The sequence below is a fragment of the Algoriphagus chordae genome, assembly GCF_003254055.1.
Taxonomy (GTDB): Bacteria; Bacteroidota; Bacteroidia; order Cytophagales; family Cyclobacteriaceae; genus Algoriphagus; species Algoriphagus chordae.
Map to the genome: position 1 here is coordinate 66,800 of NZ_QKZT01000017.1, position 13,572 is coordinate 80,371.

Below are 13,572 nucleotides of genomic sequence, written 5' to 3' on the forward strand. Positions count from 1 at the left end.
TATATAAATTATTTCACGAGCCATAGATAATCACCATATCCTGCTGCTTCCATTTCATCTTTAGGGATGAATCTCATTGCTGCAGAGTTCATGCAATACCGCAGACTAGTAGGTGCTGGTCCATCGTAAAATACATGCCCCACATGGCTATTGCCATATTTGCTTCTAACTTCTACTCTAAGCATTCCTAGGTCATCATCGGTTGGTTTTTCCAATGCTCTGGCATCGATAGGCTTGGTGAAACTTGGCCAACCTGAACCTGACTCGTATTTGTCTTTGGAACTAAATAATGGAGCTCCTGAAACGATATCCACATAGATGCCATCTTCGTGATTTCCATTGTATTCATTCTGGAAGGATAGCTCTGTAGCATCTTCTTGAGTCACTTCATATTGTAGCTTTGTTAAGCTGCTTTTTAACTCATCCTTGGATGGGGCTGTGTATTTTTTAGCTGATAATTCTGGCCAATGATCTTGAATGAATTTATCTCGCCCTGAGCCTTTTCGGTATGCATAATAATCAGTTGGGCTCTTTTTATAGTAATCCTGATGATAGTCTTCCGCTGCATAGAAGTTGGTGAACTTGATTAATGGTGTAGCAATGGGCTTTTCGAATTTACCAGATTTATCGAGTAGCTTCTTAGATGCTTCAGCAACTTTCTTTTGCTCCGAGTCATGAAAGAAGATAGCAGATTCGTACTGAGATCCCCGGTCGTAGAATGAGCCTCCTACATCTGTAGGGTCAAAGGTCTGCCAGAATATATCCACTAATTCTGAGTAACTGATCACTTCAGGATCGAAGGTGATTTGTACAGATTCTCGATGTGAGGTCTTTCCGCTAGACACTTCTCCATAGGTAGGGTTTTTCTCCTTGCCTCCAGCATATCCTGAGATAACTGTGATGACTCCATCTATTCCTTCAAAAGGAGCTTCTACACACCAAAAGCATCCGCCAGCAAAGGTGGCTACTTCAGTTTTCCCGCTGAATCCTGTAAGTTTCTCAGCATCTGCGGAGGTGTTTTGGCTTTGAACCGATGTATTTCCGCACGCAAACATCAGTGCTACGATAAGAGATAACATGGGCGTTATGAGTTTATTTGAGCTAAACATTTTTTTGGTTCTTTTTTTGTTTTGGTTGATATAAGAATCAGTTCTTACCAAACACAATTTAGGTAATTCTGTTTTGAGACCTTATGATTTTTGAAGTTCTATTATGATGAAATACGAGATGAATCTCTGCTTGGTTTGTCTTATGCATTACATTTCAGCAGAACTCTAACATGTCTGAATCCCATGAAAAGTCCAATAACTTTCCTTTTTCTACTTTGTTTTCTTGTAGCTCTACAAGCAAATGCACAACATAAAGGTTCGGGATTTGGACTGAAAGGGGGCTTGAGCTACAATACATCGGGGAAATATTTTAAGGATGCAGGTTCCATTTGGAAAGATCCAGGAAGTTCGGCTGGTTATCAGATAGGCGCTTTTTACAAATTGGCTTCCTATGATATATTCCTACGTCCGGAGTTAGTGTATACACACAGCAAGTTTGATACGGGGCTGGGGGCTATCAAGACCAATCGCCTAGATGCGCCAGTAATGGTGGGACTACATCTTTTTAAGATTTTCAGCATAGTGGGCGGACCTTCTTTTCATTACATTTTGGATGACAACTACGATGATTTTTTTGACAGTCCTTCGAACAAGGATGTGCTTTTTGGTTACCAGTTTGGCCTAGGTATAAACTTTGGGCCAGTGGGCTTAGACCTGCGCTATGAGCGTGTGATGAATGATCAGAAATTGAATCTGGATCAGGTGCTCAAGCGAAAGGATGATTTTCGCTCAGAGCAAGTGGTTTTGGGACTGAGTTATCAGTTTTAAATTGGGGCGTTTTACTTCATAAAGGGAGTGAAAATCTCTTTCCAAAGTTCATAACCTTTTTCGTTCATGTGGAGATTGTCTCCTATGAAAATATCAGCTCTAGGCTTTCCGGTATCATCTAGCATGATATCCCACACATTTACAAAATTCACCTGATCATGAGTCGTGGCATATTGGCGAATTAAATCATTGAGTGCCTCATAAGATGTTTTCTTTTCCCAGCGAGATGGACTTGGTTTTGCAGCGATTAAGTTCACGATTGCGTTTGGATACTTCGCGTGGATTTTCGAAGTAAGTTCATCTAGGTTCTTCATGATAAGGGAGACTTCTTGTCCGGCATTTATATCGTTATCACCTTCGTAGATGAAGACCTTTGCTGGTTCGAATCTTAATACTGTTTTATCCAAATGCATCAACAATTGATCGGCTTGAGATCCCCCAAAGGCGGAGTTGATAATGGGTGTATTAGGGAATTGCTCTTGAAGATTTTTCCACATTCTTACACTAGAACTCCCCGTAAATACAGCGCTTCCTTTTTCCCAGCCTGCGGCGTCGATTTCTTTTGCTCTATTATTTACCTCCTCCTGAAATGGCAGTTCCTGAGCAAAGCTGAATTGGATCAGAAAGATTAAAACGAAAGCTGATATTAATTTCTTCATAGATTAAATATAGTCAAGCAAATAGTAATTCCTTGAATCTGAGATTTCAAATTATTGATTGATAGCATGGAACCTGATCAAAATCGTGCAGCTAACGAGCATTTTCGTACAGGTCGTACAAAATCTACTTTTGACCTCTGAATTGGCTAGGGATTTTTTCATCACAGCAAATGCCCTCTAATTGGACGTAATGAGGGTTTTTCCAAGCTTTCGTCACAATTCTCTTCTGTACTTAGAAATACTGTGTTTTTGGTGAAGTTTTAGCGTTGTGTATTTGAGTCAACCAATTACTGTTTATGAATAATATTACTCGCTTTTTCTGGTTTTGCAGCGGCGCTAATCTCTCCCTACTTAAGAGATCACCCACTGAATCAAATAAATATGTAGGTATTGGAGCTACGGTCTTTTTCACTGGAGTCCTAGCTGCTTTGGCCGCAGGTTATGCTCTGTTTACGGTTTTTCAATCCATTTGGCCAGCTATCTTGTTTGGATTACTTTGGGGTTTGATGATCTTCAATTTGGATAGGTTCATCGTTTCAAGCATGAGAAAGAAAGAAAAGGCTTGGGCTGAGTGGAAGCTCGCCATTCCTAGATTGGTGCTGGCAGTATTGCTTGCTTTGGTGATCTCAAAGCCGCTAGAATTGAAGATGTTTGAGCGGGAAATTGATCGTAAGATTGATGAAAAAAGAACTCAGTTTATCACTGATTCTAAATTGAACCTGGCAAAGGGTTTTCCCGAGATTCAAGAGTTAGAAGCCAAAATTGATACAGTCCAAGCTGAAGTGGCGGCCTTTGAAAGCTATAGAAATCAACTCCAAACTGAATATGATGCAGAACGATTTGGAGAAAAAACGGCGAGTACCAGTGGTATAGTCGGACTGGGAACAAATGCTAAGAAAAAGGAAGAGCAACTCGATGCAGCTCAAGTGACTCTCGATGAGCTGAGACTTAGAAGTCAAGTACGAATTGATACGCTTGAAGCTCAGATTCGTGAGTTTATCGCCTTACGTCAGGCTGAATTTGAAAAGCAGCAACCAGGCATTGAAGGCTTCGATGGATTAGCCGCAAGGATGGAAGCTTTGGATGCATTGACTAAGGAAAGTTCCGCAATGGCGATGGCAAATATCTTCATCATGTTACTTTTTGTAGCGATTGAGACTGCTCCGATTTTTGTGAAGTTGATTTCACCACGTGGGCCTTATGATGAGTATTTGGAACTTCATGAAGACAAGGTTCGGCTGTTCAAAGGTGAGAAATGGACTTTTGCCAAGGGAGAATCAGAAGCTAGAGTTGGATATTTCCACGATACTCATTTCTACGCTACGGATCTACAGAAGGAAAAAACCAATCGAACAAACAAGGCTCAAACTGAATCGGAGATTTCTAGAATTGAATCTGAATTTAAGCTTTAGCTAGATGCTAAATTGATAGATACTTTATCGATTTTTATGTGTTTGAAGGCTGATTTGTAGCGTCTTGCGAAAACTATAATATTCCGAGAAATTTGCTTTACGTATAGAAAATAATATCTTTACGTAGTTTAAATTTTGTGCTATGGATACCAAAGTCACTCTGTCTTTCGACAAAGATGTAATCGATCGGGCAAAGTCTTTTGCTGAAGAAAACAACATCAGTCTTTCTAGGTTGACAGAATATCTATACACTCAGATCACCTCAAAAAACTACAAATCCCTAGAAAATTTGCCAGTATCAGATTGGGTGGATTTTGTGGCTAAAGGGCGAATCGAATATCGAAGGACTCCGAATAGAAAGGACTTGAAAGATGAATTCTTTTCTTCTAAGAAATGAAAGTCTTCCTTGATGCTAATGTGATCATCTCGGTGCTCAACAAAGAATATCCTTTATTCCCCATTTCTTCAAGGGTACTAAGTTTGGCAGATAGAAGGGAAGTGCAACTTTATACTTCTCCGATTTGCCTCGCGATAGCCTTCTATTTTTCGGAAAAGAAATCTGGTGCCGAGATAGCCAAATTGAAGATAGAGATGCTGTCTAAAAAGATTTCTATGACTACCGTGGATCAAGCTGTCAGTAATCAAGCCTTGTCTAATCGACAAGTACAGGATTTTGAAGATGGCTTGGAATATTATTCGGCATTGGGGAGTGATTGTGAACTGATCGTGACCGAAGATTCAGATGGTTTTTATTACTCTCAAATTCCTATGATGGGATGTGAGAAATTTTTGGAGGAGTACATCTTTTAGACTTCTGTTGTACTAAATAGTTTGTGCTTTTTTCACCACCATATCCAGTTGATCCATGGTGCGGCTGACAGATTTCCATTCAGCAAAACCTACCATTTTCACCATAAATAACAAGAATTTACCAGGGTTGATCAGCTTGTTTGCCAGCTTAGCGATTTTTGAATCACGTTCCTGAATTGAAACATTCCTATCTGGGCAGGCATAATACTCTCCGGCATATTTCCATGCTCCATCTCGGGCAAGCTGAATTGAGAAATTGAGCAGCATTTCATCACGTCCTTTTGCTAATGGAATTAACCAGCCGAAAATCGGCGAGACTGCAGAAATATTTGATTTGACACCATCGACTAGCTCTCCCAGCACCGCATTGATGTTATTAAAATCATTTTGAATGCCATCAATAGGCTCGGTTCCCATGGTATCAGCAGCAGAAATTCCTAGGTCCAAATTGATATGTGCATTAATTCCTAAAAACAAATGCTGAAGAACCAGGTGCTTAGTGCCTTTGCTCGCTTCAAATGCTAGCAGCCAGCTATTAGTAGGGTTTTGACCAGTCTTCCATAAGTCATAGGCATGAATGAATCTACCAGCAAAAAGCACATCAAGCTTTTCCATCCGCTCATTGTCTTCGAACTCCCGAACAAGGATACCATCTCGAATTCTGCGAGTCACTTGTCGATAGAGGATGGCGAAATAGCCAATTCGCGATTGCTTGGCTTTGCATTCGGCTACGATTTGATCCATCCGGACCAGTACTTCATCTATGGTTTGCATATCATTTTTTTATAAAAAAGTTTTCAAGAATGTCACCTACATAATAGGCGACAATTGCAGCCAGAAGACCTAGAGCGACAGTTTCTGCAATACTTTTAATTGCTGATGTTTGATTTACTATAGACTTTAAAGCTCCGATTACTACAAATGCTAATCCTGTAAGTACACTTGTCCAGAAGAAAATATTAATAGTGGATGGATAGAAAAATGTCCATAGATAAACTAGCAATGGGATAAATCCAACTATAAGAAAAGACACAAAAGTTGCTACTCCGATCTTAAACGGACTTTTTGTTTCTTCCATGAGGTTGAGTTCGTCTTTCATCATCTCAGCTACCCAGAGGTCTTTATTGGAAGTGATTTGATCCACAACTTTTTCTAATAAGTCTCCCTGAAATCCCTTTGCCCTATAGATCTCAGTGATCTCTTCTCGCTCCTTATCAGGAAGATTTTCTACTTCCCAGTATTCGATTGATTCGTGTTTTTTATAGTTCTCATTATCGCTTTTGGCGGATAGATATGCTCCCACAGACATGGAGAATCCATCAGCAAGTAGATTGGCGAATCCCAAAATGATAATGATGCCTGAATCCAGATCAGCTCCGAACCCACCGGCGACCACAGCAAAGGTGGTCACTGCTCCATCAATTCCTCCGTACACAAACTCGCGAAGATATTCTTGCAGTTTTTGGAAGTATTTACTCTCTTGATGGATGTGAGCTTCGTTCATTAGTTCAGGTTTTTGAGCATGAAGTTTTTCACGTTTTCTCCCATTACGGCTTTGATCTCAGCTTCGCTAAAATCTGCATTCATCATTCCTTCTACCAAAAGTGGGAAGCCTGTAATATCAAAAGGAACAGCAACTGCGCCATCATAATCAGAACCAAGCGCGACGTACTCAATGCCTACCAAATCACGAATATGCATAATAGACGCAATGATGTTTGGTAGCTCAGGAACTCCCACAGCTTCATCGAAGAAGGCGATTCCTATGATTCCGCCATTTTCGGCTATTTTCTGAATATGCAGATCACTGAGGTTTCGCTGAGAGTCTAGAACTCCTATCACGCCGGTGTGAGAAACGATCACAGGCATGGTAGTCATCTCCAATACATCGTCTACTATGGCGGGGGAGCAGTGTGCTAGGTCCACGAAAATCCCAAGTTTATTCATTTTTCTTACCACTTCTCTGCCGAACTCGGTTAATCCGTCTTGGCTTTGACCATGGGCTGAGCCGCCAAGTTCATTGTCGAAAAAATGTGTTAGCCCTATCATCCTGACTCCGGCTTCATATACTCTGTCCAAGTTGGCGATATCACCCTCTAGCGCATGAGCACCTTCGATTCCCAGCATTCCACCTATAATAGATTTGTCACTTTTTCTGGCTTCGGTTAATCGTGCGAAGTCTGCTTTGTTTCTCACAAAAATTGCTTTTCCTTCTTCCTCTTCAATAAAGTCAGCGAGTTTTTGGGATTGAGAAAGCGTGCGGTTGATCAGGCTAAACCAGTTGGCTGGAGATTCGCCCTTGACAATGGTGAGTGGAGTAATGTTGTCAAAAGCATCTGTCGTGTTGCTTTTCATATTCTGTCCAGCCGGAGACTTTGATACGATGGTAAACATTTCCAAAGCGACATTAGCTTCTCGCATTCGCGGGAAATCTACCTGTCCACCTGTTCCCCTTTTGGTCAGATTCCTTCCCCAAAGCAATGCATCGCAGTGCAAATCTGCAATGAAGTCCAGTCGATCGTACATCGCTTGGGCTTCTGCTGATACCGCATAGGGAGGGGGCGATTTGACTGGGTTTCTTTGAGATTCAATGTAAGGTGGTACAATCAGCGTAGCGGCAAAATAAATCAGCGCGACCACTCCCATAACAATAAATAATTTCTTCATAGTAATTGATTACACTTTTGAAGATACTGAAAAAATAGCTGTCAACTGAAAATATGCTTTGTGGCAATGATAGGCAGGGATTACATTAGAAGTTTCCGTGTATTGATTGCTTCGCGATAGTTGTTTGCTGAAAAATAATTATTTGTTTTTGGGCGGTTTAAAACATTTTCACTATGTTTAAAGAAGTATCAAGATCAAAAAAACAAATACACAGCAAGGATTACAAAAGTATATTTGGTTTTAGATGATTGACAATAGACCCACTCCAGGGAGCTTTTTCCAAAAAGCTCCCTTTTTTTATGCGTATGATTTTATAGGTTTTGTTGAGATGTGGAAATGTGGTTAAAAAAATCTTTGATTTAGATCAAAATTGTGTCAACTTCTTGAAAACCGGTTAACAAGCGTTAATAAATCTGCTTTCATCCAGTTAGTGCTAAAATTTGGTATATTTTCAAAATGCCTAACTAAAATTTCGAAATAGCTCTTTTCAGTATTACAACGAAAATCCTGGTTTACGGTAGATTTTTGTGTGATTATAGTGATTGTGAGCACTTTAAACTTGGGTTTCCTTCTGTTTTTTCGACCTAAGCTGTGATTGATCCCTACCTAACTTGATAATTCTGTCATTAGACGCGTCTTTCTTTTAGCGTAACTGAAATTGGTTACGATCCTTTCCCTGTTTTTTTTCTGGGTATCAGCCTGATCATTTTTCAAAATAGGAAGCAGTATAGATTCTAGCTGATGATAGTTTTTGGTTTTTAGGATTAGGCCATCTTCACCGATGATTTCTGGGATTGCGCCTACCGCAGAACCGATAGCTATGCAGCCACAAGCCATCGCTTCCCCTAGGGCATTTGGGAAACCCTCTGAAGTCGAAAGCTGTAGGTAAACTTGGTGTGAGTTGTAAAGTTTTAGCAAGTCTTCTCTTGATTGTTTGCCAATAGCTCTGATGTTGGAGTAGGGTGAAAAATAGTTTTCGTCTCCCACCAAGGTAATGTTCAAATCGGGGTGCAGCGAGGCTAGCTGCTCTATCAAATCATAACCTTTTACTATAGCTCTGGAATGTTTCGAAGTTCCTGTTGCTACTGAAATAAGCGATTTTGGTTTTCTGGCTAATCCCTGGTCTTGCCAAAAATCAGTGTCAAATCCATTTGGGACAACCTGAATAGGAGTGGTTAAGTCAGGGATTAAATTTAGTAGACCTTGCTTGGGAGAGATAGATGGATCATACCTATATTCCTGTTTTACTAGTGCTTCTGCCACGGGGAGAATCTTACTGCAGTTTTTGAAGCTGTAAACGGTTGCTTTTCGAAGCCATTTTTTCCGAAAATTGCCATAATCGATTTCTGGCATATTCATGCAATCTGTGCCACCGGCTTGGATGATGCATTTTTTATTAAAAAATTTTCCAAAATAGACAGGAAGTACAGAATGATAGCCCCCAAAAAAGCAGAGGTATTGGCTAGTTTTGGATAGATTCCATAGCAGTTGAAAGAACTGTAAGATAAAGTAGAAAGGGAGTTTTATAGGGCTCTGTGTGAATTCAATTCCCTTAATAGCCATTTCTGGGCTGATCATCTTTAAGTCGCGATCGGTAAAAGCTGTACGAACGGGGTAGGTGTAGATGATCATTGATAAAAAGCAGAGGAAAATAAAAGTAAGAATTTAGATCAAATTGATTCCTGTGGCTTTTATTTCCAAAGCAAATGGGTTTTTGGCATTAAAATCTTTCGTCTTAATAGGGTGGGGCTCTATTCTGAGATCTATGGATCTACGTAGTTTTCTAAGCTTCATTTGAGTTTCAAAAAAATCATCCATGTGGTCAAGGACCAATGCAATATCTAGGTCACTCTCTTCCTTTTGAGATCCTTTCGCATAGGATCCAAAAAGGAAGGCACTTCTTAGTCCGAATGCTTGAGGGATGCTTTCGATGTATTTGTTAAGTATAGTTATAATTCGCTGATCAGCCATTTTCTAAGCTCTTCTATTCGTTTACCCCACGTTTCCGAGAACTCCTTTGTACAAAGTTGATGAAAATCTTTTTTATAATTAGCATAACGCACGTTCAAGTTGAAGGTAGTTATTTCATCTAGCCAATCTTTAAATTCTTCTGTGACGCTTAGATTTGTTTTAGTAGTTAATCGAAGTAAATCATGTATAAAAATCGGATGTTTTGCATTTGATCTTACATAATGAGCCTTCAATAACTTCTCGAGAACTAAATGACCTATAAATAAGCTCCAACTATAATCTCTTGGATTTAATGAGATTTTGCAGGGTATGATAATCTTTCTCAGAAGAATCTTTCCAGTATTTTATAATGTTTGGGATATTTTCCAGCCTCTCCTCCATTTCTCAAGATAAAGAAAAACGATTATAATATCATTTTTCGTAATAAATCAAAAAAGCTCAACCTATCGCAGATTGAGCTTTGATTATCTTAGACTACCAAGTCTACGATCTTACCTGGCACAACAATGATTTTCTTAGGAACTTTTCCTTCGAGCCATTTCTGGGCTGATCATCTTTAAGTCGCGATCGGTAAAAGCTGTACGAACGGGGTAGGTGTAGATGATCATTGATCTTCAAGAAGTAATTGTGCTTCTTTTTTCAAAACAGGCGGATGTTTCTTGATGATCTTAATTACGATTTCATAGGAGATAGTTCCGTACTCATGAGCTATAATATTTCTAGCTCCAATTATTTCTTTAGTATTTGAAATAGAAATCTCAGGAGATGAACTTAGTATTCGCCTAGTCGCTTCGCCGATTATTTCTAAATTTCTTTCAACGGCACGAACTGTTTTTTTATCACCTAATAGAGAATCCAGATCTATTTCTTGACCATCAAAAAAATCGTGAATTTCATCAATACAGGTGACTATGTCGAAAAGAAAACTTTTAATCTTACGATCCATAAATTAACAGTTTTGACTCTTCCAGTTCTTCTTTGAAATAAGGATTGTGAATAGCTTCACGTTCTATGAGATCGACTTCACGGTTAAAAAGATCTTCTAATGCAAATTTGAATTCGAAATAATTAGTAGCAAAATCCTCAATATTCAATTTGTCAAAATCCACATCACTCTCTTCATCAAATGAATTAGTGAGGACTGAGCCAAATGCATAAAGCTTTTCTACTTTGTGTTTTTCACAAAGAGAATAAATAGCTTCTACATTATTATGGATAAGGTTCATGTTCCAAATATACGCTGAATCAAGATAACACGAAAAAAGCTCAACCTGTCGTAGATTGAGCTTTGATTATCCTTTTGAGATTTCTTTAGACTACCAAGTTTACAATCTTACCTGGTACAACAATGATCTTCTTAGGAGCTTTTCCTTCGAGCCATTTCATGACAGTTTCATCTGCCAGAGCAGCTTCTTGTATTTGCTCTTTGGTCAGAGAAAGGTCTAAATTGATTTTAGCTCTCATTTTGCCATTGATCATCACTGGGTATTCAAAGGCACTTTCCTTCAAATGACTTTCGTCAAAAACAGGGAATGAGGATTCTGTAATTGATCCTTGGTGACCAAGCAAACTCCAAAGTTCCTCCGCTATATGCGGTGCATATGGAGATACCAATAATGCTAACGGTTCTAAAATCGCACGTTTGTTGGTTTTCAAGGCTGTCAGCTCGTTTACACAGATCATAAAGCTGGAGACAGAGGTATTGAAGGTGTAATGCTCCATGTCCTCTTCCATCTTCTTCAAAGCCTTATGTAGTGCTTTGTATTCTTCCTTGCTTGGCTCAGCATCCGAAACCTGGAATTCGCCAGAACTGGTATGGTAGAGGTTCCAAAGCTTTCTTAAAAACTTATATACACCGTCGATTCCATTGGTGTTCCAAGGTTTGAATTGCTCCAAAGGACCTAGGAACATCTCATACAGTCTCAATGTATCTGCGCCATACCTTTCTACAATATCATCTGGATTCACAACATTATAATAACGCTTCGACATTTTCTCCACCTCCGATCCACAGATGTATTTGCCGTCCTCCAAAATGAATTCTGCGTCCGCCAAATCAGGTCTCCAAGCTTTGAATTTCTCCAGATTCAACTGATCGTTATAAACGATATTTACGTCCACATGCATCGCAAAGGAATCATACTGGTCTTTCAAGCCATGGCTTACAAACTGATTGGTGCCTTTTACTCTGTAGACAAAGTTCGATCTTCCTTGGATCATGCCTTGGTTGATCATTTTCTGGAATGGCTCATCGATGCTCACTACTCCAAGATCATACAAGAATTTGGTCCAGAATCTAGAGTAAAGTAAGTGGCCTGTCGCATGCTCAGAACCTCCGATGTATAAATCTACAGCACCCCAGTAATCCGTTTTTGCTTTGTCCGCAAACTCGGTTTCGTTTTTCGGATCTGTGTATCTGAAGAAATACCAGCTTGATCCTGCCCAGCCTGGCATGGTACTTCTTTCTAGAGGGAATTCTCCGTCCGAAGTCTTATAGTTCCAGTCTTTTGCGCGAGCAAGTGGAGGCTCACCATCTTCAGTCGGCAGGTATTTGTCTACGGCTGGCAATACCAAAGGCAAGTCCTTTTCTTCAATCAAATAAGGTAATCCCTCTTTGAAATATACAGGTAACGGCTCACCCCAATAGCGCTGACGTGTGAAAATAGCGTCACGCATTCTATATTGGATTTTGCCTTTTCCGATGCCTTTTTCTTCCAAAAACTCAATGGCTTTTTTCATAGCATCTTTCATGTACAAATTGGAAATGAAGCCTGAATTGATGATCAAACCGCCTTTTCCAGGGAAAGAACCTTCTTCCATTGAGCCTTCGATCACCTGTCTGATCTCCAGATCGAAGTGCTTTGCGAAGTTGTAATCTCGCTCATCATGAGCAGGTACTGCCATCACTGCGCCAGTACCGTATCCAGCCAAAACATAATCAGCCACCCAAACTTGGATTTCTTCTCCGTTGAATGGGTTGATCGCATAGGAACCAGTGAAAGCGCCAGAGATGGTTTTGACATCACTCATACGCTCGCGCTCCGAGCGGTTTTTGGCAACTTCGATGTATGCTTCAGCTTTTGCTCGCTGATCTTCAGTGATCAAAGCTGCTGCTAGCTCAGACTCTGGTGCCAAAGCCAAATAAGTTACACCATATATAGTGTCCACTCGGGTGGTAAATACTTTGATGGTCTCTGTGGAGTCTTTTACTTGAAATACTACATCAGCTCCTATGGATTTACCGATCCAGTTTCGCTGCATTTCTTTGATAGGTTCAGACCAATCCAATTTATCTAAACCTTGTAATAAGCGGTCTGCATAAGCAGTGATTCTCATCGACCACTGCATCATTTTCTTGCGCTCTACAGGATGTCCGCCACGCTCAGAGAATCCTTCTTTGACTTCGTCGTTAGAAAGAACTGTCCCCAATGCCGCGCACCAGTTGACGGTAGTTTCGGCTAGAAAAGTCAATCTATATTTAAGGACTGTTTCCTGTTTTTCTTTTTCAGAAAAGGCATTCCATTCGGCAGCGCTGAATTTCTCAGTATCTTCATCGCAAACAGCTTTTACTGTAGAGTTCCCTTCTTTCTCAAATCGCTCAATCAAGGAATCAATCGAAAGCGCTTTGTCAGCATCTTGATCGTAGTAGCTGTTGAAAAGCTGCATAAAGATCCACTGCGTCCACTTGTAATAATCTGGATTGGAAGTTCTCACTTCTTTGCTCCAATCAAAAGCAAAACCAATATTCTTCAGTTGCTCAGTGTAACGCCTGATGTTTTGCTCCGTAGTGATCGCTGGATGCTGCCCCGTTTGGATAGCGTACTGCTCAGCAGGAAGACCAAAACTGTCGTAGCCCATCGGGTGCAGCACGTTGAAGCCTTTTAGCTTTTTGAATCTAGAAACAATATCTGAGGCGATATATCCCAGCGGGTGGCCGACATGAAGTCCCGCTCCGGATGGATAAGGGAACATGTCAAGGGAATAAAATTTTGGTTTGTCAGGATTTACCTTGGCAAGGAAAGTTTGATTCTTCTCCCAGTAAGCCTGCCATTTTTTCTCAATTTCCTTAAAAGTATATTCCGCCATGATTGAATTATTTCTTATTTTTTAGCTAATAGCCTGCAAAAATAGGAAAAATGATGGGCTTTAGAATGCAAATTCATAATTGCTAAGCAG

At 40.1% G+C, this 13,572-nt stretch carries 15 protein-coding genes; 4 read left to right on the forward strand and 11 right to left on the reverse strand.

Annotation, left to right across the window (positions count from 1 at the left end):
- Window positions 1-8: 8 nt before the first annotated feature.
- The gene (gene msrA / locus LV85_RS16905; RefSeq protein ID WP_317046458.1) at window positions 9-1,079 is read right to left on the reverse strand and encodes a peptide-methionine (S)-S-oxide reductase MsrA; all 1,071 of its coding nucleotides are present in this window, start codon (window positions 1,077-1,079) and stop codon (window positions 9-11) included.
- 213 nt (window positions 1,080-1,292) lie between these two features.
- On the opposite strand from msrA, the gene LV85_RS16910 reads away from it, so the two are divergent.
- Window positions 1,293-1,877, forward strand: a complete 585-nt coding sequence (locus LV85_RS16910) for an outer membrane beta-barrel protein (protein ID WP_111321599.1) — start codon at window positions 1,293-1,295, stop codon at window positions 1,875-1,877.
- Window positions 1,878-1,888: 11 nt separating this feature from the next.
- On the opposite strand, the gene LV85_RS16915 is transcribed toward LV85_RS16910, so the two are convergent.
- Window positions 1,889-2,536 (reverse strand): GDSL-type esterase/lipase family protein, encoded by a 648-nt coding sequence (locus LV85_RS16915; protein ID WP_111321601.1) that lies wholly within the window; start codon window positions 2,534-2,536, stop codon window positions 1,889-1,891.
- Between the two features lie 296 nt (window positions 2,537-2,832).
- On the opposite strand from LV85_RS16915, the gene LV85_RS16920 reads away from it, so the two are divergent.
- The 3 genes from LV85_RS16920 to LV85_RS16930 all read left to right on the forward strand — a co-directional run bounded on the left by LV85_RS16920 (window position 2,833) and on the right by LV85_RS16930 (window position 4,758).
- Entirely contained in the window at window positions 2,833-3,948 is a 1,116-nt protein-coding gene (locus tag LV85_RS16920; RefSeq protein ID WP_111321603.1) for a DUF4407 domain-containing protein, read from the forward strand.
- 142 nt (window positions 3,949-4,090) lie between these two features.
- On the forward strand, window positions 4,091-4,345 hold the full coding sequence (locus LV85_RS16925) for a DUF6364 family protein (RefSeq protein ID WP_111321605.1): 255 nt from the start codon (window positions 4,091-4,093) through the stop codon (window positions 4,343-4,345).
- Window positions 4,342-4,758 carry a type II toxin-antitoxin system VapC family toxin gene (locus tag LV85_RS16930; protein WP_111321607.1) on the forward strand — a complete coding sequence of 139 codons (417 nt, stop codon included), beginning with the start codon at window positions 4,342-4,344 and terminating at the stop codon, window positions 4,756-4,758. Before LV85_RS16925 ends, LV85_RS16930 begins: the two co-directional genes overlap by 4 nt.
- Window positions 4,759-4,770: 12 nt before the next feature.
- Here LV85_RS16930 and LV85_RS16935 read toward each other — a convergent pair whose 3' ends face one another.
- From LV85_RS16935 to leuS, 9 genes are all read right to left on the reverse strand, one after another.
- Window positions 4,771-5,532, reverse strand: a complete 762-nt coding sequence (locus tag LV85_RS16935; protein ID WP_111321609.1) for a DUF5995 family protein — start codon at window positions 5,530-5,532, stop codon at window positions 4,771-4,773.
- Window position 5,533: 1 nt separating this feature from the next.
- Window positions 5,534-6,262, reverse strand: a complete 729-nt coding sequence (locus LV85_RS16940) for a VIT1/CCC1 transporter family protein (protein WP_111321611.1) — start codon at window positions 6,260-6,262, stop codon at window positions 5,534-5,536.
- Window positions 6,262-7,425: a dipeptidase gene (locus LV85_RS16945; RefSeq protein ID WP_111321613.1), complete on the reverse strand. Its 1,164-nt coding sequence runs from the start codon at window positions 7,423-7,425 to the stop codon at window positions 6,262-6,264. Before LV85_RS16945 ends, LV85_RS16940 begins: the two co-directional genes overlap by 1 nt.
- Before the next feature lie 606 nt (window positions 7,426-8,031).
- Window positions 8,032-9,057: a glycosyltransferase family 4 protein gene (locus LV85_RS16950; protein WP_111321615.1), complete on the reverse strand. Its 1,026-nt coding sequence runs from the start codon at window positions 9,055-9,057 to the stop codon at window positions 8,032-8,034.
- Between the two features lie 33 nt (window positions 9,058-9,090).
- Entirely contained in the window at window positions 9,091-9,396 is a 306-nt protein-coding gene (locus LV85_RS16955; RefSeq protein ID WP_111321617.1) for a nucleotidyltransferase domain-containing protein, read from the reverse strand.
- On the reverse strand, window positions 9,375-9,728 hold the full coding sequence (locus tag LV85_RS22495; RefSeq protein WP_211318430.1) for a HEPN domain-containing protein: 354 nt from the start codon (window positions 9,726-9,728) through the stop codon (window positions 9,375-9,377). Before LV85_RS22495 ends, LV85_RS16955 begins: the two co-directional genes overlap by 22 nt.
- Before the next feature lie 272 nt (window positions 9,729-10,000).
- A complete protein-coding gene (locus LV85_RS16965) occupies window positions 10,001-10,342 on the reverse strand; it encodes a HepT-like ribonuclease domain-containing protein (protein ID WP_111321619.1) in 342 nt (113 codons plus the stop codon).
- Window positions 10,332-10,622, reverse strand: coding sequence for a nucleotidyltransferase family protein (locus LV85_RS16970; protein WP_111321621.1), 291 nt, complete (start codon window positions 10,620-10,622; stop codon window positions 10,332-10,334). Before LV85_RS16970 ends, LV85_RS16965 begins: the two co-directional genes overlap by 11 nt.
- A gap of 85 nt (window positions 10,623-10,707) precedes the next feature.
- Window positions 10,708-13,482: a leucine--tRNA ligase gene (leuS, locus tag LV85_RS16975; protein ID WP_111321623.1), complete on the reverse strand. Its 2,775-nt coding sequence runs from the start codon at window positions 13,480-13,482 to the stop codon at window positions 10,708-10,710.
- Window positions 13,483-13,572: the final 90 nt, after the last annotated feature.